Annotated in this window: 21 protein-coding genes and 1 other RNA gene; 19 read left to right on the plus strand and 3 right to left on the minus strand. The window is 64.5% G+C overall.

Annotated elements, in window-relative coordinates; all coding sequences use genetic code 11:
• Window positions 1-11 precede the first annotated feature (11 nt).
• On the minus strand, window positions 12-905 hold the full coding sequence (locus HH302_RS00835) for a phosphoribosylaminoimidazolesuccinocarboxamide synthase (RefSeq protein ID WP_172196844.1): 894 nt from the start codon (window positions 903-905) through the stop codon (window positions 12-14).
• Between the two features lie 48 nt (window positions 906-953).
• Window positions 954-2,180: an HD-GYP domain-containing protein gene (locus HH302_RS00840; RefSeq protein WP_246479661.1), complete on the minus strand. Its 1,227-nt coding sequence runs from the start codon at window positions 2,178-2,180 to the stop codon at window positions 954-956.
• Between the two features lie 241 nt (window positions 2,181-2,421).
• Here HH302_RS00840 and HH302_RS00845 point away from each other — a divergent pair, with 241 nt between their 5' ends.
• From HH302_RS00845 to HH302_RS00935, 19 genes are all read left to right on the plus strand, one after another.
• Complete coding sequence (locus tag HH302_RS00845; protein WP_172196846.1) at window positions 2,422-3,012, plus strand: pyridoxamine 5'-phosphate oxidase family protein; 591 nt, start codon at window positions 2,422-2,424, stop codon at window positions 3,010-3,012.
• 19 nt (window positions 3,013-3,031) lie between these two features.
• Window positions 3,032-3,413, plus strand: an RNA gene (gene rnpB / locus HH302_RS00850) — RNase P RNA component class A.
• Between the two features lie 360 nt (window positions 3,414-3,773).
• Complete coding sequence (gene mraZ, locus HH302_RS00855) at window positions 3,774-4,220, plus strand: division/cell wall cluster transcriptional repressor MraZ (RefSeq protein WP_172196848.1); 447 nt, start codon at window positions 3,774-3,776, stop codon at window positions 4,218-4,220.
• Window positions 4,217-5,143: a 16S rRNA (cytosine(1402)-N(4))-methyltransferase RsmH gene (gene rsmH, locus HH302_RS00860; protein ID WP_172196850.1), complete on the plus strand. Its 927-nt coding sequence runs from the start codon at window positions 4,217-4,219 to the stop codon at window positions 5,141-5,143. The genes mraZ and rsmH overlap by 4 nt, the downstream gene beginning before the upstream one ends.
• A 3-nt stretch (window positions 5,144-5,146) precedes the next feature.
• The gene (gene ftsL, locus HH302_RS00865; RefSeq protein ID WP_172196852.1) at window positions 5,147-5,425 is read left to right on the plus strand and encodes a cell division protein FtsL; all 279 of its coding nucleotides are present in this window, start codon (window positions 5,147-5,149) and stop codon (window positions 5,423-5,425) included.
• Window positions 5,422-7,170: a penicillin-binding protein 2 gene (locus tag HH302_RS00870; protein WP_246479660.1), complete on the plus strand. Its 1,749-nt coding sequence runs from the start codon at window positions 5,422-5,424 to the stop codon at window positions 7,168-7,170. The genes ftsL and HH302_RS00870 overlap by 4 nt, the downstream gene beginning before the upstream one ends.
• Entirely contained in the window at window positions 7,167-8,675 is a 1,509-nt protein-coding gene (locus HH302_RS00875; RefSeq protein ID WP_172196854.1) for a UDP-N-acetylmuramoyl-L-alanyl-D-glutamate--2,6-diaminopimelate ligase, read from the plus strand. Before HH302_RS00870 ends, HH302_RS00875 begins: the two co-directional genes overlap by 4 nt.
• Window positions 8,672-10,051, plus strand: coding sequence for a UDP-N-acetylmuramoyl-tripeptide--D-alanyl-D-alanine ligase (gene murF, locus HH302_RS00880; RefSeq protein WP_172196856.1), 1,380 nt, complete (start codon window positions 8,672-8,674; stop codon window positions 10,049-10,051). Before HH302_RS00875 ends, murF begins: the two co-directional genes overlap by 4 nt.
• An 18-nt stretch (window positions 10,052-10,069) precedes the next feature.
• Window positions 10,070-11,158, plus strand: coding sequence for a phospho-N-acetylmuramoyl-pentapeptide-transferase (gene mraY / locus HH302_RS00885; RefSeq protein WP_172196858.1), 1,089 nt, complete (start codon window positions 10,070-10,072; stop codon window positions 11,156-11,158).
• Window positions 11,159-11,175: 17 nt separating this feature from the next.
• Complete coding sequence (gene murD / locus HH302_RS00890) at window positions 11,176-12,558, plus strand: UDP-N-acetylmuramoyl-L-alanine--D-glutamate ligase (protein ID WP_371814607.1); 1,383 nt, start codon at window positions 11,176-11,178, stop codon at window positions 12,556-12,558.
• Entirely contained in the window at window positions 12,555-13,796 is a 1,242-nt protein-coding gene (gene ftsW, locus HH302_RS00895; protein ID WP_172196862.1) for a putative lipid II flippase FtsW, read from the plus strand. The genes murD and ftsW overlap by 4 nt, the downstream gene beginning before the upstream one ends.
• A complete protein-coding gene (gene murG / locus HH302_RS00900) occupies window positions 13,793-14,887 on the plus strand; it encodes an undecaprenyldiphospho-muramoylpentapeptide beta-N-acetylglucosaminyltransferase (protein ID WP_172196864.1) in 1,095 nt (364 codons plus the stop codon). Before ftsW ends, murG begins: the two co-directional genes overlap by 4 nt.
• Window positions 14,888-14,951: 64 nt before the next feature.
• On the plus strand, window positions 14,952-16,340 hold the full coding sequence (murC, locus tag HH302_RS00905; protein WP_172196866.1) for a UDP-N-acetylmuramate--L-alanine ligase: 1,389 nt from the start codon (window positions 14,952-14,954) through the stop codon (window positions 16,338-16,340).
• A 3-nt stretch (window positions 16,341-16,343) separates the two neighbouring features.
• Entirely contained in the window at window positions 16,344-17,264 is a 921-nt protein-coding gene (locus tag HH302_RS00910) for a D-alanine--D-alanine ligase (protein ID WP_172196868.1), read from the plus strand.
• 91 nt (window positions 17,265-17,355) lie between these two features.
• Complete coding sequence (locus HH302_RS00915) at window positions 17,356-18,081, plus strand: cell division protein FtsQ/DivIB (protein ID WP_172196870.1); 726 nt, start codon at window positions 17,356-17,358, stop codon at window positions 18,079-18,081.
• Window positions 18,078-19,307 (plus strand): cell division protein FtsA, encoded by a 1,230-nt coding sequence (gene ftsA, locus HH302_RS00920; RefSeq protein ID WP_172196872.1) that lies wholly within the window; start codon window positions 18,078-18,080, stop codon window positions 19,305-19,307. The genes HH302_RS00915 and ftsA overlap by 4 nt, the downstream gene beginning before the upstream one ends.
• 160 nt (window positions 19,308-19,467) lie before the next feature.
• Window positions 19,468-20,607, plus strand: coding sequence for a cell division protein FtsZ (ftsZ, locus tag HH302_RS00925; protein ID WP_172196874.1), 1,140 nt, complete (start codon window positions 19,468-19,470; stop codon window positions 20,605-20,607).
• A gap of 150 nt (window positions 20,608-20,757) precedes the next feature.
• Window positions 20,758-21,678: a UDP-3-O-acyl-N-acetylglucosamine deacetylase gene (gene lpxC / locus HH302_RS00930; RefSeq protein WP_172196876.1), complete on the plus strand. Its 921-nt coding sequence runs from the start codon at window positions 20,758-20,760 to the stop codon at window positions 21,676-21,678.
• Window positions 21,679-21,681: 3 nt separating this feature from the next.
• Window positions 21,682-21,870: a hypothetical protein gene (locus tag HH302_RS00935; RefSeq protein WP_172196878.1), complete on the plus strand. Its 189-nt coding sequence runs from the start codon at window positions 21,682-21,684 to the stop codon at window positions 21,868-21,870.
• On the opposite strand, the gene HH302_RS00940 is transcribed toward HH302_RS00935, so the two are convergent.
• Entirely contained in the window at window positions 21,871-22,326 is a 456-nt protein-coding gene (locus HH302_RS00940) for a DciA family protein (protein WP_172196880.1), read from the minus strand.
• Window positions 22,327-22,358: the final 32 nt, after the last annotated feature.

Here is a 22,358-nt window from a genome sequence, read left to right on the forward strand (position 1 = left end):
CTGGCGGCGACTCAGCCGAGCGATTTGCCCGTCAGGCGTTCGTAGGCTTCAACGTACTTGGCCCCGGTGCGCTCGGCCACTTCGGCCGGCAGTTTCGGCCCTGGCGCTTGCTTGTTCCAGTCCAGCGTCTCCAGATAGTCGCGCACATATTGCTTGTCGTAGGAGGGCGGCGAGATCCCTTCACGATAGCTGTCGGCCGGCCAGAAACGCGACGAATCCGGCGTCAGCGCTTCGTCGATGATGTGCAGCGTGCCGGCAGCATCGAGACCGAATTCGAACTTCGTGTCGGCGATGATGATGCCGCGGCTGGCGGCATAGTCGCGTGCTTCGGAATACAGGCGGATCGCGGTGTCGCGTACCTGTGCGGCAAGGGCCGGGCCCACCAGTGCCTCACACTTCGCGAAGTCGATGTTCTCGTCGTGGGTGCCGAGTTCGGCCTTGGTCGACGGTGTGAAGATCGGCTGCGGCAGCTTGGCGGCCTGTTGCAGGCCGGCTGGCAGCGCGATGCCGCACACGGCGCCGGTTGCAAGGTAGTCCTTCCAGCCGCCACCAATGATATAGCCGCGCACCACCGCCTCGATCGGCAACGGCTTCAGGCGTTTGACGACCAGCGCACGACCGCGAACCTGGTTGCGTTCATCTTCAGCCACCACGCTTTCTGGATCGATGCCGGTGAGCTGGTTCGGCACGACGTGCGCGAGCTTGTCGAACCAGAAGTTCGCCAGCGCAGTCAGCACCTCGCCCTTGCGCGGGATCGGGTCGGGCAGCACGACGTCGAAGGCCGACAGGCGGTCGGTGGTGACGATCAGCAGCTTGTCGTCGCTGACGGCGTAGATGTCGCGCACCTTGCCGCGTCCGAGGAGCGGCAGGCTCTTGATCGAGGACTCGAAGAGCGGCTGGGTCATGGCTGGAATCCGGGCAAAACGCGGATTATACCGGTCGCGGCCGCCGTCTCAGATGCCCAGGAAGCGCATCGGATCCAGCTTCCACTTCACCGGGTCTTCGTGCCCGACGATACGGTCGCCACCACCACTGCCCAGCGGGCGCGAAAGGTCGAGCAAGTAGGGTTCGACATAGCCGTTCGACTTGGCAGAGAAGAACACCTTGATCACCGGCGTCAGCAGGCTGCTCTCGTTCTGTTCAGTGACCACGCCGAGCTTGCCTGATTCGAGCTTGACCAGGGTGCCGACCGGGTAAATGCCGACAATCCGCATGAAGGCCTGCACCAGCGTCGGCTCGAAGTGGAACTTGCTCCATTCGTAGAGCTTGCGAAGCGCGTCGGTGGCGGGCATGCCCTTGTGGTAGCAGCGGTCGGCGGTAATTGCGTCGTAGACGTCCACGATCGCGGCCATCTTGGCGAGCGTCGAGATCTTGTCGCCCGGCAGTTTGTCGGGGTAGCCGCTGCCATCGACACGCTCGTGGTGGTGCAGTGTGATGTCGAGCGGGATCTCGCCGATATCCGGCGTTTTCAACAGCACATCCCAGCCGTCCTTCGGATGGCGCTTGATCAGCTCGAACTCTTCGTCAGTCAGCCGGCCGGGTTTGTTCAGTACCTCGTCTGGCACGAAGGCCTTGCCGGTGTCGTGCAGCAGGCCACCGAGGCCGGCTTGGTGGGTCAGTTCGGCATCCATGCCGACGCCGCGGCAAAACGCGATCAGCAGCGTTCCAACGCTGACCGAATGCAGGAAGGTGTAGTCGTCCTTGTTCTTGATCCGCAGCAGCGTCAGCAGCGCGCCCCCGTTTCGCAGCACCGACTCGGTGATGTCCTGCACCAAGGGCTCAACGGCCTCCATCTCTACGGCCTTGCCCAGGCGCACGTCCTGCATCACGTTGCGCACCATCGCTTCGGCCTGGCTCTTGATCTGCTTGGCGCGCGCCATCTCGCTGGCTACGTCGACCTTCAGTGGCGCGGCGGGCTTTTGCGCCGCGAGTTCGATCATCTCGCGTTCGATCGTTGCACGGACCTCTTCTGCGGTCGGCGCATTCTCGACATCCAGCCCCCGCGAAGTGTCGATGTACACATCGTGTATCCCCGCGGCCATGACCTTCTCGATCTGCCCTTCATCGGACAGCAGGAAGCGGTTGCGCAGGAAGGGGTGCTCCATCCATCCGCAGTCCAGGTCATGCAGGAACATGCCAACGCGCAATTGTTCGGCGGAGATCTTCTTGATCGATGACACGGCAGGTGTTTCCGGGCGGTGTTGGTGACAACGCTTTAACGGCGGCGTCGGAAGGATCTGAACCGCCGCGGACGGCGGTGCGGTGCGGCCACATGCAATAATTGGTCAATTGGCGGCCCGCTTCCCTGCAGGGTCGCTCCAACCGAGACCGAGTCCTGTTCCTGGTTCCGTTCGCTCGGATTCAGCGCTCAAGTTACGCTTGGGTCTTCCTGTTGATCTGTAACCCCCGATTCTCCGACGAATGTCTTCTATTCCCCGCTTGCCGGCCGAGAGCGTGCCGGCTTGGCGTCATATCCTGAGCGCCGATCTTGCTGCCCATGCGCAGCACCCGGCCGCCAGTTTCGTGCAGCTCGCAACCCTTGATGCGGACGGTTTCCCTGCCAATCGCACGCTCACTTTTCGCTGCTTCGGGCGCGAGGGGGAGCTTGTGTTCACAACCGACCTGCGCAGCCAGAAATGCGAGCAGATCGCCCATCAGGGGAAGGCCGAGGCCTGTTGGTACTTTGCCGATGCCCGGGTGCAGTGGCGCTTGCGCGGGCGCGCGGTGGTGGCCGGCCCTCGAGCCCGAAAGCATTACGCATTGCGCGAGCGTGTTTGGGCGCGGCTGTCCGAGTCGTCTCGGCAGCGCTTCGTGTGGCCGGCGCCCGGGCAGATACTTGCCGCGGCATCCAAGGCTGGCGCAATCCCACCGACCGTGCCGCCCGCCAGTTTTGGCCTGCTGATTTTGTCGCCACAGCGTGCCGAGCGCCTTGACCTGCGCGCTGAGCCGAATCGCCATTTGCGCTGGTTGGCCATTCGCGGCGACTGGGCGATGACCGAGCTCAACCCGTGACGGGGTACAATCCGTCTCGGAAGTCCGCCAGGCAGTCGCGGTATCGCAAGGTATCGAGGAAAGTCCGGGCCCCGCAGGGCAGAATGCCGGCTAACGGCCGGGCGCTATAAGCCGAAAGGCCCAAGGCGACGGAAAGTGCAACAGAGAGCAGACCGCCGATGGCCCCGCAAGGGGATCAGGTAAGGGTGAAACGGTGGGGTAAGAGCCCACCGCGTCCGTGGTGACACGTACGGCACGGTAAACCCCATTCGGGGCAAGGCCAAATAGGGGAGCGTTGAGGCGGCCCGCTGAGCTCCCGGGTAGGCTGCTAGAGCTTCGCAGCAATGCGTCGACCAGAGGAATGACTGCCCCGTCTCCGCAAGGGGGCGCGACAGAACCCGGCTTATCGGCGGACTTCCACTTCCCGCCTTTTCTCTCCCGCCATGTTCGACCCGGATACGCATCTTGGGTATCGGGCCAATCGCGCGTCGCGCCTGCGATGCGGCGGATGACGACCTTCCGCTAGGCCATAAATTTCAAGCGCTTTCTGCGCTTGTCTCTCTATCCCATTGGATTGATTGAATATTTCTCTTCGTGAAATCTGGCGGAGAGCGATAAGTCATTGTGTTGCTTGAGAAAAACGTCGCGGGGCTCGCTTGACCGGGGTGTTTCTTTTACCTAAAGTGGTGCGAAGTGGAGAAAAATGGGAAAAAGTGGACGTAAGTCAGTCGCGCGTGTCGCGAAGTGGCTCAACCACCTCCCGATGAGCTGAAAGGGTTTCGATGTTTCAGGGCGCTGCCGCGCTGAGTCTCGATGCGAAGGGTCGCCTGGCGATCCCGTCGCGGCATCGTGACGCCCTGACAGTCATGTCGAGTGGTCAGCTCGTGATCACTGCACACCCGCATCGCTGCCTGCTCGTCTACCCGGTGCCCGCCTGGGAACCGATTCGCGACAAGGTGCTCGCTGCGCCCAGCCTTGAGGCGCGTTCCGCATTGCTCAAACGTTTGCTGGTTGGCTTCGCGCGCGACGAAGAAATGGACGCCGCCGGCCGCGTACTGATCGCGCCGGAGCTGCGCCAGTTCGCCCAGCTCGACAAGCAGGTCTGGCTGGTCGGCCAGGGCAACCACTTTGAGCTGTGGTCCGACGCTGGCTGGCAGAAGCAGCAGGAAGAAATGCTGGCGCTGGGCGCCGATTTGCTCCCACCTGGCCTGGAGACCTTGTCGCTGTGAGCGCCGAACTGGCGCACGTGACAGTCCTGCTGGACGAGGCGGTCGACGCACTCGCAGTCCGGCCGGACGGCATTTATGTCGACGGCACCTTCGGTCGCGGAGGTCACAGCGGCGCGATTCTGAAGCGTTTGGGGCCAGCCGGTCGCCTGATCGCCTTCGATCGCGATCCGGTTGCCATCGCGGCCGGCAAGGCGCTTGGCGATGCGCGGCTGACGCTGGTGCATGAGCCGTTTTCCGCGTTCTCCAACGCTTTGGAAGAACTGGGTATCGCGAAAGTGGATGGCGTGCTGCTGGATCTCGGGGTGTCTTCCCCGCAGCTTGACGACGCCGCGCGCGGCATGAGTTTCCGATTCGATGCGCCGCTCGACATGCGCATGGATACGACCCGCGGCGAAACCGCCGCGGAATGGCTTGCGCGGGCATCCGTGCAGGAAATCACCGAAGTAGTGAGGGGGTACGGTGAAGAACGGTTTGCTTACCAGATTGCAAAGGCGCTTGTTGCTGCTCGGGCAGGGCAACCTGTTACAACCACACGGCAACTTGCCGCGCTCGTGGAAAAGGTCGTGCGCACGCGCGAGCCGGGGCAGCACCCTGCGACGCGCACCTTCCAGGCTCTACGGATTCACGTCAATCGCGAGCTTGAGGAGCTGTCGCTGATCCTGCCGCAGTGCGTGGATCGGCTTGCGACAGGCGGGCGGATTGCCGTGATTGCCTTTCATTCCCTCGAAGACCGCATCGCAAAGCAGTTTCTGCGCGATGCCTCGCATTCGGTTGAGCCGCCGCGTGGCGTGCCGGTGCGTGCGGCAGATCTGCCGCCGCCGCCGATGCGCCTGATCGGCAAGCCGGTGCGGCCGAGCGCTGCCGAGGTGGCGGCCAACCCGCGCGCGCGCAGCGCAATCATGCGTATCGCGGAGCGGATCTGATCCATGGTTCGCCTCAACGTCATCCTGATCGTGCTGGTGCTGGCAAGCGCGCTTGCGCTGGTCTCGGCGCAGCACCAGTCGCGCAAGCTGTTTATCGAGCTTGAACGCCTGCAGACCCGTGAGCGGGCGCTGGAGGTGGAGTGGGGGCAGCTGCAGCTTGAGCAGAGCACCTGGGCGGCGCACTCGCGCGTCGAGAAGGTGGCTCGCGAGCGGCTTCACCTTGTTACCCCGGATCCGCGCCACGTGCTGGTGCTTGATGGCGACGCTGGAGCTGCACGGTGAAGAAGAATTTCACCTTCAACCACAACCCGCTGCTGTCCGAGAAGCTGCCGGTCTGGCGCGCGCGTTTCGTGCTGGTGATGCTGCTCTCGGCATCCGTGGCGCTGGTGTGCCGCGCGGTGTGGCTGCAAGGCGTGAAGACGGACTTCCTGCAGGCCAAGGGCGAGTCGCGCTATGCCCGCGTGATCGAGCTGCCGGCCGATCGCGGCAAGATCGTCGATCGCCACGGCGACGTGCTGGCGGTGAGCACGCCGGTTCGTTCGGTGTGGGCGATTCCGGACGATGTCACGCTGACGCCGGCGCAGTCGCGTGAGCTGGCGCGCATGCTTGGCATGGATGCGAGCGAACTCAACCGCAAGCTCGCGTCGGAGAAGGAATTTGTCTACCTGAAGCGTCAGGTGCCGCCGGAACTGGCTGATCGCATCGCGGCGTTGAACCTGCCCGGCATTCACGAACAGAACGAATTCCGCCGGTTCTACCCGACCGGCGAGGTCGCAGCCCACGTTGTGGGCTTCACCGATGTCGACGACAAGGGGCAGGAGGGCATCGAGCTGGCGTTCCAGAAGGATCTGGTTGGCCAGGCGGGCAGCCGTCGCGTGATCAAGGATCGCCGCGGCCACATCGTCGAGGACGTGGAGTCGATCAAGAAGCCGCGCGAAGGCGCCGACGTCGTTCTGGCGCTGGACTCCAAGATCCAGTACCTCGCCTACAGTGCGCTCAAGCAGGCGGTTACGGTCAATAAGGCCAAGGCCGGCAGCGCGGTTGTGATTGATGTGAAGACCGGCGAGATCCTCGCGCTGGTGAATAACCCCACTTACAACCCGAACAACCGTGTGCGCCTCTCCGGCGCACAGCTGCGCAACCGCGCGCTGACCGATACGTTCGAGCCGGGTTCGACGATGAAGCCCTTCACCGCAGCGCTGGCGCTGGACAAGGGCAAGTTCCGCTTCGATACCATCATCAACTGCGCGCCGGGCCGCATGACGATCGGTTCAGCGACGATTTCCGACGCCCACCCGCACGGCGCGCTGACGGTCGCCCAGGTGATCCAGAAGTCCTCGAACATCGGCTCGGCGAAGATGGCGCTGTCGATGCCGCCCGAAGAAATGTGGCAGATGTTCGATTCGCTTGGCTTCGGCTCGCAGCTCAAGCTGGGCTTCCCGGGCGAGGCGCCCGGCCGTCTGCGCCCTGCACGGATCTGGCGTCCGATCGAGCAGGCCACGATGTCCTACGGCCACGGCATCTCGGTGAACCTGATGCAGATCGCCCAGGCCTATCTGGTGTTCGCGCGCCAGGGTGATCTGATTCCGCTCTCGCTTACCCGTGTCGATACGCCGCCGCTGCACGGCAAGCCGGTCTTCTCCGAGCAAACGGCGCGTGAAGTGCGCGCGATGCTGGAAAGCGTGACGCAGCCCGGCGGTACCGCCACGCTCGCGCAGGTGCCGGGCTATCGCGTTGGTGGAAAGACCGGCACCGCGATGAAGATCGAGGGCGGTGTATACGCCAACAAGTATGTGTCCTCCTTCGTGGGGCTCGGTCCGATCTCGAATCCGCGACTGGTCGTCGCGGTCATGATCGACGAGCCAACCGGCGGCAAACACTACGGCGGTGAGGTTGCTGCGCCGGTGTTCTCCGAGGTGATGGCGGGTTCGTTGCGTGCGCTTGGCGTGCCGCCCGACGCACCGCTGCGCCCGATGCAGGTCGCGCAAACCCAGCGCACCGACGCCGACGTGAAGGAGGGCATGTGAGCCAGCGCGAAGCCCGTCTGATCCTGGATGCGCTGGCTTCCAGCGGCGTCGTGCCGACACGTCTCTGTGCCGATTCGCGCGCGATCGAGCCGGGCGACGTCTTCCTGGCGTATCCCGGTGCGCGCAGCGATGGCCGCCGCTACATCGCCGAAGCCGTGCGCCGTGGTGCCGCTGCGGTGTTGTGGGAGCGTACCGGCTATCACTGGGATGGCGCGGTTGTCGTGCCGCATCTGGGCTGGGAAGGCCTTGCGCATGTCGCGGGCGACCTCGCGAATCTCGTCTACGGCGAGCCGTCGCGCCAGTTGCGCCTGATCGGCATCACCGGCACCAACGGCAAGACCTCGTCATCGCAATGGCTGGCACGGTGTTTCACCGCACTGCATGAACGCTGCGGCGTGGTTGGCACCCTTGGCATCGGCTACCCCGACGCGCTTGAAGAAGGCCTCAACACCACGCCGGATTCGCTGGTGCTGCACGCCGCACTGGCGAACTTTGTTGCGGACGGCGCTCGCGCAGCCGCGATGGAGGTCTCCTCGATCGGTCTCGATCAGGATCGTGTTGCCGGCGCGCACTTCGATACCGCCGTATTCACGAACCTGACGCGCGATCACCTCGACTATCACGGCTCGATGGAGGCCTACGCGGCCGCCAAGGCGAAGCTGTTTCACTGGCCTGCGCTGCGTGCAGCGGTGATCAACGTTGACGACGAATTCGGTCTCGAGCTGGCGGCCGATTGCGGTGGGCGCTTGCCGCTCACGATTGGCTATACCGCCGGCGACTGCCTGGAGCATCTGCCTGCCGGGGTGCGTCCGCTGGTCGCGGCGGACATCCACGGTACCGCCACTGGCCAGCGCTTTACGCTGATGTGGAGTGGCATGCGCGAAGAGGTCGAGGTTGGCATCGTCGGCCGCTTCAATGTCAGCAACCTGCTCGCAGTCGCGGGTAGTTTGCTCGCCGCCGGCCATGCGCTGGACGATGTGGCCGGCGTGCTGCAGGCGCTTCACGCGCCGCCTGGCCGGATGCAGGCGATTGGCGGTGTGATGCAGCCGTTGGTGGTGGTCGATTACGCCCATACGCCGGATGCTCTTGAGCAGGCGCTGAAGGCGCTGCGCCCGGCTGCGCAGGCGCGCGGTGGGCAGCTCGTTTGCGTGTTCGGTTGCGGCGGCGATCGCGACCCCGGCAAGCGGCCGATGATGGGCGCAGTTGCGACACGGCTGGCAGACCGTGTGGTGCTGACGAGCGACAACCCGCGTAGCGAAGATCCGCTCGCGATTCTCGATCAGGTTCGCGCCGGGGCAGGTGCGACCGCCGTCGTGGTTGCTGATCGCGACCGCGCAATCGCCGAGGCGATCGTTCAGGCGGCGCCCGACGACGTGATCCTGCTTGCCGGTAAGGGGCACGAACCCTACCAGGAAGTGGCGGGCGAGCGGCATCCGTTCTCAGACCTTGAACATGCACAACTTGCGTTGAAGCAGTGGAAGGATCCGCAAGGAGCGTCAGCATGATGAAACTGAGTGAAGCCGCTGCTGCGTTGGGCGCTGAACTGCGTGGCGCCGATGCCGAGCTGACATCGGTCGGCAGTGACACCCGCGCGCTCGCGGCGGGCCAGCTCTTTGTTGCGCTGCGCGGTGACAACTTCGATGGCCACGACTTTCTCGCGCAGGCTGCCGAGGGTGGTGCCGCCGCTGCGCTGATCGATCAGCGCCATGCCGACGCAGCGACGGAATGGCCATTGCCGTGCGTGGTAGTCGCTGATACGCGTCTGGCGCTCGGCACGCTTGCCGCCTGGTGGCGCGGGCGCTTCAACCTGCCGCTGATTGGTGTAACCGGCAGCAACGGCAAGACCACGGTCAAGGAAATGTGCGCGGCGATTCTTCGTGCGCAAGCCCGGCTCGACGGGGCTGACGACTCGGCGGTGCTGGCAACGGTTGGCAATCTGAATAACGACATCGGCATGCCGATGATGCTGTTGCGCCTGCGGCCAACGCACCGTTTCGCCGTGATCGAAATGGGCATGAACCACCCGGGCGAGATCGACTACCTGACGCGCATCGCGCGCCCCACCGTTGCGCTGGTGAACAATGCGCAGCGTGCGCATCTGGCCGGTATGGGCGGGCTCGATGCAGTGGCGATCGAGAAGGGCGCGATCTACAACGGCCTCGGTGATACCGGCATTGCAGTGGTGAATGCGGACGATCCGCACGCTGATCGCTGGATCGCGGCCAATGCGGGTCGGCCTTGCAGTCGCTTCGCGATGAACGCCGACGCGGAAGTGCGTGCTTCGGCTGATTTGGGTGCGCTGGATGCGCGCGTCGTACTCGATACGCCGCAAGGCGAGGTGCGATTCACGCTGCAGGTGCCGGGCGTACACAACGTGCGCAATGCGGCGGCCGCTGCCGCGGCTGCGCTCGCTGCAGGGGCGTCGCTGCAGGCCGTGAGCGATGGCCTTGGCGGCTATACCGGTACCAAGGGGCGTCTGCAGTTGCGTCGTGCGACCGGTTCCGGCGCCACGCTGCTGGACGACACCTACAACGCCAACCCCGATTCGGTACGCGCAGGGCTTGATGTGCTTGCGATGACCGCAGGACGCAAGGTCTTCGTGTTCGGCGACATGGGCGAGATCGGTGACCGCGCGGCGCAGTATCACGATGAAATCGGCGGCTACGCGAAAAGCCAGGGTGTCGATGTGATGTTCGCGCTTGGCGAGCACGCGGCGGTGGCGGCCAGAAATTTCGGCGAGGGCGGTCGTCACTTCGGCGACATCGAAACGCTTATCGCTGCGCTGCGTGAAACGCTGACACCCGACACCGTCGTGCTGGTGAAGGGTTCTCGCTTCATGAAGATGGAACGTGTGGTCGACGCGCTGGCGTCGGCCGATTGATCGGCAGGACTCAAGGCAATGCTTCTCGAACTCGCTCTCTGGCTCGGTCAGGACATCCGCACCTTCAACGTGTTCGGCTACATCACGCTGCGCACGATGTTGGCGGCGCTGACCGCGCTGGTGATCTCCTTCATCTTCGGCCCGGGCGTGATCCGCTGGCTTGCCGCGAAGAAGATCGGCCAGGCAGTGCGGGATGACGGCCCGAAATCGCACCTGACGAAGGCGGGTACGCCGACGATGGGCGGCGCGCTGATCCTGATCGCGATCGCGATCACCACGCTACTGTGGGGCGACCTGAAAAATCGTTACATCTGGGTTGTCCTGTTGGTGACGCTGGGCTTTGGCGCAGTGGGCTGGGTCGATGACTGGCGCAAGGTCGTGTATCGCGATCCGAAGGGTCTGGCATCGCGCTGGAAGTACTTGTGGACCTCGCTGATCGCCGGTGGCGCAGCGGTGTACCTCGGCATGACGGCAACGGTGCCCGCGCAGACCGAACTGATCGTTCCCTTCTTCAAGAGTGCGGTCTATCCGCTTGGCGCGGTCGGTTTCATGGTGCTCGGCTATTTCGTGATCAACGGCACCAGCCACTCGGTGAACCTGACGGACGGCCTCGACGGCCTCGCGATCATGCCGACGGTGATGGTGTCCGCGGCGCTGGCGGTGTTTGCATACGTCGCCGGTCACATCGGTTTCTCGAAATACCTTGGGGTGCCCTACGTTGCGGGTGCTGGCGAGCTGGCCGTGTTCTGTGGCGCGCTGTGTGGCGCGGGACTTGGCTTCCTCTGGTTCAACGCCTATCCCGCCGACGTGTTCATGGGTGACGTGGGTGCGCTCGCGCTTGGCGCGGCGATGGGTACCGTCGCCGTGATCGTGCGCCAGGAAATCGTGCTCTTCATCATGGGCGGTCTGTTCGTTGCCGAAGCGATGTCGGTGATGGTGCAGGTGGCCTACTTCAAGTACTCCGGCGGCAAGCGGATCTTCCGCATGGCGCCGCTGCACCACCATTACGAACTCGGTGGCTGGAAGGAAACGCAGGTGGTCGTCCGTTTCTGGATCATCACGCTGATGCTTGTCCTGTTCGGCCTCTCCACGCTGAAGCTGCGCTGAGCATGGGTAATGCAGTGATCCTCCGCGACAAACCAGTGCTGGTGCTGGTGCTCGGGCTGGGTGAGTCCGGCCTGGCCATGGTGCGCCATCTGGTCAGGCAGGGCGCGCGCGTGCGCGTTGCCGACTCGCGTGCGACACCGCCGGGGCGCGAGGCGCTCGCCGCGTTGCCGCAAGTGGACCTGCGCTGCGGCACCTTCAGCGCCGACTTGCTCGATGGCATCGAGATGCTCGCGATCAGCCCCGGTTTGGATCCGCGCCAGGACCTGGTCGCTACCGCCCGGGAGCGCGGCATCCGCATTACCGGCGAGATCGAACTGTTTGCCGAGGCGCTCGCAGCGAGCGGACAGCGAGTGCCGGTCGTTGCGATCACCGGCACCAATGGAAAGACCACTACGACGGCATTGACCGGTGCGCTGTGCCGCGCGGCAGGTTTGGACGTCGCAGTCGCCGGCAATATCAGCCCCGCCGCGCTGGACGAGTGGATGCGCCGTGAGGACGCTGGCACACCGGCTCAAGCCTGGGTTCTCGAACTGTCGAGCTTTCAGCTCGAAACCTGCGACAGCTTTGCGCCGGATGCAGCCACGGTGTTGAACATCAGCGACGATCACCTCGATCGCTATGATGGTCTGGACGCGTATGCCGCAGCGAAGGCCGCGATCTACGATCGCTGCCGGGTGCAAGTGTTCAACCGCGACGATGCGCGCGTGGCGGCGATGCGCCGCGCTGGCGAGGCGTTCACTTTCGGGCTGGGCACACCGGCCGGTGAGTCTGAGTTCGGATTGATGGAGCAGGTGGGCGCAGCGTGGCTCGCCAAGGGCACACAGCCCTTGATGCCGCGTGCTGAATTGCCGCTGGCCGGGGCTCACAACGTCGCGAACGCGCTCGCGGCGCTGGCGCTCGGGCACGCGATCGGATTGCCGATGCCGGCGATGCTCGATGCTTTGCGCAACTTCCGTGGCTTGCCGCATCGTGTCGAACCGGTCGCCAAGCGTGCCGATGGCGTTGTGTTCTACGACGACTCCAAGGGGACGAACGTTGGCGCAACGCTGGCGGCGCTCGAAGGCCTTGGCCAGCGTGTTGCCCTGATCGCCGGCGGTGATGGCAAGGGCCAGGATTTCACGCCGCTGCGCGACGCCTTTGCGCGCCACGCCCGCGTCGTCGTGTTGATCGGTCGGGACGCCAAGCAGATTGAGGTCGCCGCAGAAGGCTGTGGCGTGCCGATGGTTCACGCCGCCGATTTGCCGGCTGCGGTAGAGCAGGCCAATGCGCACGCCCAGGCGGGTGATGCCGTGATGCTGTCGCCCGCTTGCGCCAGCCTGGACATGTTCCGCAACTATGCGCACCGCGCCGAAGTCTTCTGCGAAGCGGTTTGGCAACTGCCGGGGGTGGTGAGGCTATGAGCGTATTCGCCCGCTTTGCCGGCATGTTTGCGCGCCCCGAGCCGGGCTTGCCGATGGGCTCGCACGCGGCGCATCGCGCGGTTGGGCGCTTGACCGGCACGCCGCAGACGCCGCGCGAACTCGATCCGCTTCTGATCTGGTCGGCTGCTGCGCTGCTGCTGTTCGGCGTGGTGATGGTGTTCTCGTCGTCGATCGCAACCGCCGAAGGTAACCGCTTTACGCACTACCAGCCGACCTTCTTCCTGGTCCGCCATGTCGTGTTTCTGCTGATCGGGCTCACGGCGGGTGCGATGGTCTTCCAGGTGCCGATCGGGACGCTGCAAAAACTTGCGCCGGCCCTGTTTGCTGTTGGCGTCGTGCTCTTGCTGCTGGTACTGATTCCGCACGTCGGGCGCGATGTGAACGGCGCACGGCGCTGGATCGGATTCGGCTTCGCGAACCTGCAACCGTCCGAGCTGATGAAGCTGGGCGTTGCGCTGTACGCCGCCGACTACACGGTGCGCAAGCTTGGCGACATGAAGAGCTTCCGGCGCGGCTTCATGCCGCTCGCGGCGGTAGTGTTGTTCGTCGGTTTCCTGCTGCTGCGCGAACCGGACTTCGGCGCCTTTGTCGTGATCACCGCGATCGCATTCGGCATCCTGTTCCTCGGTGGCATCAACGTTCGCATCTTCGGCATGCTGATCGCGGTTGCGATCGTCGGCTTCGTGCTGTTGATCTGGCTGTCGCCTTATCGCCGCGAACGCATTCTCGGTTTCATGGACCCCTGGCAGGACGCCTTCGGCAAAGGCTATCAGCTCTCGCACGCGTTGATCGCGTTCGGCCGTGGTGAGTGGTTCGGTGTCGGTTTGGGCGCGAGCGTCGAAAAGCTCTTCTATCTGCCCGAAGCGCATACCGACTTCCTGCTCGCCGTGATCGCCGAGGAACTTGGGTTCGTCGGCGTGCTGGCGGTCATCACGCTGTTCGCGATTCTTGTGCAACGTGCGTTTGCGATCGGGCGGCAGGCGCATCTGATCGAGCGCCACTTTGCGGGCCTTGTGGCGCAGGGCATCGGCATTTGGCTTGGCGTCCAGTCCTTCATCAACATGGGCGTGAACATGGGCCTGCTGCCGACCAAGGGCCTCACGCTGCCGATGATGAGCTTTGGCGGCTCCGGCATTCTTGCCAACTGCGTTGCCTTGGCGGTGCTGCTGCGCATCGATTGGGAAACACGCCAACTGACCCGCGGAGGCCGCGCGTGAGCGCGCCGTCTCGTACCCTCATGGTGATGGCGGCCGGCACCGGCGGCCACATCTTCCCCGGCCTCGCGATCGCGCAGGCGATGCAGGCACGCGGATGGTCGGTGCGTTGGTTGGGCACCGCACATGGCATGGAAGGTGAGATCGTTCCGCGCCACGGCCTCGCGCTGGACACCATCGAATTTGCAGGCCTGCGTGGCAAGGGGGTCGGCCACGCGGTGCGCGGCGTGTTCGCCTTCTTCTCCAGCTTGGTTTGCAGCATCGGCTTGATCCGTGCTGCGCGCGCCGACGTCGTGTTGGGCATGGGGGGCTATGTGACGGTGCCGGGCGGCATCGCGGCGCGCATCAGTGGCCGTCCGCTTGCGCTGGTGAACGCCGATGCCGCGCCGCTCCTGTCGAACAAGCTGCTCGGGCCCTTCGCCCAGCGCGTGCTGTTCGGCTTTGCTGGCGACTTCGGTTCGCTGGCGGGGAAAGCTGTGGTTACTGGCAATCCGGTGCGTCGCGAGATCTGCGCGCTGGCAGACCCCGCCGCTCGCTATTCCGGCCGTAGTGGTCCGCTCAAGGTGCTGGTGGTTGGTGGCAGCCTCGGCGCGCGCGCGCTGAACGAGGCGGTGCCCGCTGCGCTTGCCCTGATTCCGGCGAATGAGCGGCCGCAGGTGACGCATCAATCGGGCAAGGCCAACATCGATTCGCTGCGCGAGCTTTACGCAAAGGCCGGCGTCGAGGCTGAGCTCGTGGCCTTCATCGACGACATGCCGCGCCGCCTGGCCGAAACCGACCTGGTGATCTGCCGCGCCGGCGCGGTCACTGCCGCCGAACTCACGGCTGCGGGCGTCGCCAGCATTCTCGTCCCGCTGGTCGTGTCGACGACTTCGCATCAGCGCGATAACGCCGAGTTGCTCGCAAAGGCCGGCGCCGCGCTGCACCTGCCGCAGGCCGAACTGTCGCCAGCGAAACTTGCATCCATGCTGCAACAGATCGACCGCGCACGTTGCCTCGCGATGGCCAACGCGGCGCGCAGCATCGGCAAGCCGGATGCGACCGAACGCATCGCAGACATCATCGAGTCGCTGGCCAGCGGGGGTAAGGCATGAAGGCCCCCGGTCTGACGCGCGCGGCCCGGTACACTAGAGGGTTTTTCCCTCCCGGGTGTGAGTCATGAAACACAAGATCAAACGCATCCACTTCGTCGGCATCGGCGGCGCCGGCATGAGCGCGATCGCCGAGGTGCTGGCGAGCCAGGGCTACGCCGTGAGCGGTTCCGACCTGGCTGACAATGCGACCACCCGTCGCCTTGCCGGCCTCGGGATCAAAGTGGTGCAGGGGCATGCGGCCGAGCATGTGGCCGATGCTGACGCAATCGTCACCTCCACCGCCGTGCAGCGCGACAACCCGGAAGTGCAGGCCGCGCGTGCGCGCCAGATTCCTGTAGTGCCGCGGGCCCAGATGCTGGCCGAGCTGATGCGCCTGAAGCAGGGCATCGCGATTGCCGGTACGCATGGCAAGACCACCACGACCAGCCTGGTCGCGAGCGTGCTGAACGCGGGCGGATTCGACCCCACCTTCGTGATCGGTGGCCGGCTCAACGCCGTCGGCGCGAACTCACGCGTTGGTACCGGCGAATTCCTGGTTGCCGAAGCGGATGAGTCGGACGCGTCGTTCCTGATGCTGAGCCCGGTGATTTCGGTCGTCACGAACATCGACGCTGATCACATGGAAACCTACGGCCACGATTTCGCGCGACTCAAGCACGCATTCGTGGACTTCCTCAACCGCCTCGCTTTCTACGGCGTCGCGGTGCTCTGTGTCGACGACCCGAACGTGCGCGAGATCATGCCCTTCGTGTCGAAGCAGATCATCCGTTACGGCCTGAGTCCGGATGCGCAGGTGCGCGCCGAAAACGTGCGTGCCGTGGATGGGCAGATGCACTTCGATGTGGTGCGCCAGAACGGCAGCACCGTGCGTTACCCGGTTACGCTGAATCTGCCGGGTATGCACAACGTGCTCAATGCACTTGCGACGATCGCGGTGGCGACCGAAGTGGGTGTGCCGGATGAGGCGATCGCTCGCGGATTGGCGGAGTTCCAGGGGGTCGGCCGCCGCTTCCAGCGTTATGGTGAAGTGGCGTTGCCGGCCGGCGGCAGTTTCACGCTGATCGACGACTACGGACATCATCCGGTCGAGATGGCCGCCACGCTGGCCGCAGCGCGTGGCGCGTTCCCGGGGCGTCGTCTCGTGCTGGCCTTTCAGCCGCACCGCTACACCCGCACGCGCGATTGCTTCGAAGATTTTGTCCGCGTGCTTGGCACGGTTGACGCTTTGCTGCTGGGCGAAGTCTACGCGGCCGGCGAGGCCCCGCTGGTGGCCGCTGACGGTCGTTCGCTGGCGCGCGCGATTCGCGTGGCTGGCAAGGTGGAACCGCTGTTCGTCGAGGATATTGCAGAGATGCCGGCGCGCATTCTGGAGTCCGCGCGCGATGGCGACGTTGTGATCACGATGGGGGCGGGCTCGATCGGCGCTGTCCCCGGCAAGCTGGCGCAGGTGTAGCAAATGACGGACGTGAAAGAACTGGGCAAGGTTGCAGTGCTGATGGGCGGCTCGTCGGCCGAGCGCGATGTGTCGCTGATGTCGGGCGGCGCGGTGCTCGAAGCCCTGCTTGCGCGAGGCGTGGACGCGCACCGCTTTGATCCATCGGAGCGCGATGTGATGGCGCTGCGCGACGAGGGTTTCGATCGCGCCTTCGTGATCCTGCACGGCCGCGGTGGAGAGGACGGTACCCTGCAGGGCGTGTTGGAAACGTTGCGGATTCCCTACACCGGCAGTGGCGTGATGGCGTCCGCGATCTCGATGGACAAGTGGCGCACCAAGCTGGTGTGGCTGGCCGCCGGCCTGCCGACGCCGCGCTTCCGCCTGCTCGATGCGGAAACCGACTGGGACGATGTGGCACGTGACCTCGGCCTGCCGATCTTCGTCAAGCCGGTGCATGAAGGCTCCAGCATGGGTGCGACGAAGGTCACCGAGGTGGCGCAGTTGAAGGAAGCCTGGGCGCTCGCAGCGCGCTTCGATTCGCTCGTCATTGCCGAAGAGTTCATCGAAGGTCAGGAGCTGACGGCGCCCTTCCTGGGTGACAAACCCTTGCCCCTGGTACGTATCGCCGCGCCCGATGGCAAGTACGACTACCAGAACAAGTACTTCACCGATGTCGTGCAGTATCACTGCCCGTGCGGCTTGCCCGCCGAGCGCGAGGCCGAACTGCAGGCGATCGTGATGCGCGCGTCTGCCGTGCTGGGTTGCCGGGGCTGGGGGCGTGCAGACCTGATGCTCACCGCCGACGGCCGTGCCTATCTGCTCGAAATGAACACCGCTCCGGGCATGACCTCGCACTCGCTGGTGCCGATGGCCGCGCGCGCTGCGGGTATCGCATTCGAAGACTTGTGCGTCGAAATCCTCAAGGGGGCTGCACTTGGCTGAGCACCAACCCGCCTTTGGCCGCAACGCCTCGACGGCGCGCCCCGCGCGCGCCGCTGTTGAGCCGCGCGGCCTCTGGCATCGACCGGAGTGGATGAACGGCATCGCGGATGCGCTGCTGCTCTTCGCCTCGGTCGCGCTCGGCTATGCCGCGATGCGCGCCGCGCTCGCCATGCCTCTTTTCGGTTTCCGTGAAGTCGTGGTGGTTTCACCGCTGTCGCAGGTGACCTCCGCGCAGCTTGAGTTCGCGGCGCGTTCCGGCCTGAAAGGCAATTTCTTCAGTGTCAGTCTCGACGACGCACGTGCCGCGTTCGAGAAGCTGCCATGGGTGCGTCGCGCAGAAGTGCGGCGCGTGTGGCCCGCAACACTTGAGGTGAAGCTCGAGGAACATGTTGCCGCGGCCTACTGGCGCGCCGGCGACAACGGCGACACACGCCTGGTGAATCAGCAAGGCGAGGTCTTCATCGCCGCGACCAATGCGCACCTGCCGGTCTTCTCCGGACCCGAGGGGAGCGCGTCGCAGGTGCTCGAGCGCTATCGCGACTTCGCGTCTCAGCTTGCATCGATCAGCGCCGTGCCGGCCGCCCTGAACTACTCGCAGCGGCAGGCCTGGCAGATCCGCCTCGAAGACGGGCTCGTGATCGAGCTTGGACGTGATCAGCCTAACACCCCGCTTGGCGAACGCCTGGCGCGGTTCGTATCAGTTTGGCCGCAGGCGCGCACTCGCCTGCAGGCACCCGCGACGGTGGCGGACTTGCGCTACCCGACCGGATTTGCGGTGCAGGTCGCCGTGGCCCCCAGCAACAAGGCAAAACAATGAGCAAGGAATACAAGGATCTGATTGTCGGCCTCGACATCGGCACCTCGAAGATCACCGCGCTGGTCGCCGAGATGAAGCCGGACGGCCGCTTCGAAGTGGTCGGCGCCGCGTCGCAGCCATCCAGCGGCCTGCGCAAGGGCGTCGTGGTCAACATCGAAGCCACCGTCGAGGCGATCTCGAAGGTCGTGCAGGAGGTCGAGATGATGGCCAACTGCAAGATCCGCGATGTCTACACCGGCATTGCAGGCAGCCACATCCGCAGCTTCAACTCGAACGGCATGACACCGATCAAGGATCGCGAGGTCACGCCGCTCGACGTTGAGCGCGTGATCGAAACGGCCAAGGCGATGCCGCTGCCGGCGGACCAGCAGATCCTGCACATCCTGACGCAGGAATTCATCATCGATGGCCAGGACGGTGTGCGCGAGCCGATCGGCATGAGCGGCGTGCGCCTCGAAGTGAAGGTGCACATCGTCACCGGAGCGGTGTCCGCGGCGCAAAACCTCGTCAAGTGCGTGCGCCGCTGCGGCCTGGAGGTCAACGACCTTGTGTTGCAGCCGCTCGCGTCGAGCTTCGCGACCCTGACCGAGGACGAGAAAGAGCTCGGCGTGTGTCTCGTCGACATCGGCGGCGGCACGACCGACATCGCCGTCTTCACGCAAGGCGCGATCCGCCACACGGCGGTCATTCCAGTTGCAGGCGATCAGGTTACCAATGACATTGCCATGGCGCTGCGTACGCCGACGGCCGAGGCCGAGGAGATCAAGATCCGCTACGGCGTTGCGATGCCGGCCTTGGTTGATCCGGAAGCGATGATTGATGTGCCGAGCGTTGGCGAGCGCGCCGCGCGCAAGCTCTCGCGTCAGGCCTTGGCCGATGTGATCGAGCCGCGCGTGTCCGAGTTGTTCGAGCTGGTGCAGGCCGAACTGCGTCGCAGTGGCTACGAGGAACTGCTGTCCTCCGGCCTCGTGCTGACGGGCGGCTCGGCGGTGCTGGCCGGCGTTGTGGAACTGGGCGAGGAGATCTTCCATACCCCGGTGCGCATCGGCATTCCGCATTACCAGGGCAGTCTCGCCGACATGGTTTGCCACCCGCAGTATGCGACCGCAATGGGCCTGCTTTTCGAGGCGGCAGCGCAACGGCGCAGGGGGCTGCACGCGCACGAAACACGTAGCGTGAAGCAGTCATTTCAACGAGTTATGGCGTGGTTTGCGCGCAATTTCTAAGCACGCGAGCCAAAGTATTTCACGGCGCAGCAATTGCATGTGGCATGGCGCCGATATTTAGTTGTAAACTTTCATTGGCGTACTATATTTAGGTGGTTGTTAAATTCCCCGACAGCGGGGTGCACCACCTGCGCCAGGGCTGAATCAGGAGGCTAGGCAGATGTTCGAGATCAGGGAAAAAGAAGCCGTCGGAACCGTCATCAAAGTGATCGGGATTGGCGGTGCGGGTGGTAACGCCATCGACCACATGATCCGCGAAGGGGTCAAAGGGGTTGAGTTCGTGTGTGCCAATACCGACGCCCAGGCTCTCAAGCGCAGCAGCGCTGCCACCAAGATTCAGCTCGGCGATTCCGGCCTCGGCGCGGGCGCGAAGCCCGAAGCTGGTCGCACAGCGGCGCTGGATGCGCGTGACCGGATCGCCGACGCGCTGACCGGCGCGCACATGGCCTTCATTACCGCCGGCATGGGCGGTGGCACCGGTACTGGCGCCGCGCCCGTTGTCGCAGAAGTCGCTCGCGAGATGGGCGTCCTGACGGTCGCCGTGGTGACCAAGCCGTTCGACTTCGAGAACCGCAATCGTGTCGCGGACAGCGGCATCGAAGAACTCGCCAAGCACGTCGACTCCCTGATCGTGGTGCTGAACGACAAGTTGATGGAAGTGCATGGCGACGACGCCAGCGTTGAAGAGTGCTTCCGTTCCGCCGACAACGTGCTGCGCAACGCGGTCGGCGGCATCGCTGAAATCATCAACATTCCGGGCCTGGTCAACGTCGACTTCCAGGACGTCCGCACCGTGATGGCCGAAATGGGCCGCGCGATGATGGGGTCGGCTGAAGCGGCCGGCATCGATCGCGCCCGCATCGCGGCTGAACAGGCTGCTTGCTGCCCGCTGCTTGAAGGCGTTGAACTCTCGGGCGCGCGTGGCGTGCTGATCAACATCTCGGCGAGCCGTTCGCTGAAGATGAGTGAAGTCCGTGAAGCGGTGAATACCGTGCGCGCCTTCGCCCATGCCGACGCATTCGTGATCTACGGCACCGTGTTCGACGAAGCGATGGAAGATCGCATCCGCGTGACCGTTGTCGCAACGGGCCTTGGCGTTGCGAAGGCTGCCGCGCAGAAGCCGCCGATGCACGTGATTCGCACCGGCACCGACAACGTCGGGATCGAAGTGAACTATGCCGATCTGGAACAGCCGGCGGTCATCCGTCGCCAGCACCGCCGTTCGACCGTCGAGGCGATGAGCGCCAACGGCTTCGGTACGCTGGATATCCCGGCCTTCCTGCGCAAGCAAGCGGATTGATCGGCAGATGGTGAATCGAACGCCCCGCCTCGGCGGGGCGTTTTCGTTTCTGGATATCCGTGGCCTATGCTGACGATAGCGGGTGTCAATCGTCGCCTGCTGCTCGCGTGATAAAATCGTTTCCGATCAATCTCTTGCCGGAGCCCGTCTATGCTCGGACAACGCACGCTGAAGACCATCGTCACCGCCACCGGTGTCGGGCTGCACAGCGGCATCAAGGTAACGCTCAGCCTGCGCCCGGCAGCACCGGATACCGGCATCGTCTTTCGCCGGGTCGATCTTGACCCGCCGGTCGATTTGCCTGCTTCGCCCTACTCGGTCGTCGATACGCGCCTGTGTTCGGGCTTGCAGCAGGGCGAGGCCAAGATCGGTACCGTCGAACACTTGATGTCCGCGTTGGCTGGCTTGGGTGTCGACAATGCCTATGTCGATGTAGATGGCCCCGAAATTCCGATCCTTGATGGGTCGGCAGCGCCCTTTGTCTTTCTGATCCAGTCCGCCGGTATCGAAGAGCAGGGTGCTCCGAAGCGGTTCCTGCGCGTACTGAAACCGGTTGAGGTGAGGGAGGGGGATAAATGGGTTCGCCTCGATCCGCATGAAGGCTTTCGCCTCGCGTTCTCGATCCAGTTCAATCACCCCGCAATCGATCGAACCGGCACCGAGGTCTCGGTCGATTTTGCCGAGCATTCATACGTGCGGGAGATTTCGCGTGCCCGCACCTTCGGCTTCATGCACGAGGTGGAGTACATGCGCGACGCGGGCCTCGCTCGTGGCGGCAGCCTCGACAACGCGATCGTGATGGACGAGTACCGTGTCCTGAATGCCGATGGATTGCGTTACGGCGACGAGTTCGTCAAGCACAAGGTGCTGGACGCCATCGGCGATCTCTACCTCGCGGGCCATCCCTTGTTGGCGGCGTACTCGGCGCACAAGTCCGGTCATGCGCTCAACAACCAGGTCCTGCGCGCGTTGCTCGAAGACAAGACTGCCTGGGATATCGTGAGTTTCGACCGCGATGAAGATGTACCGGCTTCGCTTTCGCGCGCCTTTGAACTCCACGCCGCGGCCTGAGGCGTGCTGATCTTACGGCTGCTCGTCGTTCTGGTTGCGATCGGTGGCGTTGCGAGCTACTTCGCCTACCTGTTCACCGGCCGCGCAGGCTATTTGCGCTTGGCGAAGAACCTGGCCCGCTTCACTCTCGTAGCGGTGCTCGTATTTCTTGGCTTGCTCCTGCTTGAGCGTGTGCTGATGCCGGTGTTCTGATTACGAGCGGCGCCGCGCGGCGCGCTCGATCAGCCGTGCCAGTGGCGCGGCGAGCGGTGACCGCTCGCTCAACTGTTCTTTCAGGTGCTCCAGTCCGGCGAGCACGTCCGCATCAATCTCGCGCACCGGCTGCGGCCGACGCGCATCGGTATTCTTCTGTAGTCGAACGCGCACGCGGATCTCCTCAATCTGCGCGCCTTGCGCCGCGAGGCCCTCGCGAAGTCGCGGCAACAGCATCTTGAGGCGCGCAGCCACTGTCGCGTTCTGCACATGCAGAGCAAGGACGCCGTTCTGCAGGTTCGCGACGGCCACTGCACCCTGCAGGTAGTCAGGCAGTTGCAGGTCAAGCTGGCGCTGCAGGCGTACGAGTTGGCGGGCGTGTTCCTGCAGTCGCGCGAGCGGCGAATCGCCGCCGACCAGGGTGCCAATCAGGCGCGCGCGGGGTGGTCGGCTCATGCGTTTGACCCCCGCGTCCGGGGGCATTGCGG

Origin of the sequence: Niveibacterium sp. COAC-50 (assembly GCF_013184235.1) — a bacterium.
In the GTDB taxonomy this organism is placed as follows: domain Bacteria; phylum Pseudomonadota; class Gammaproteobacteria; order Burkholderiales; family Rhodocyclaceae; genus Niveibacterium; species Niveibacterium microcysteis.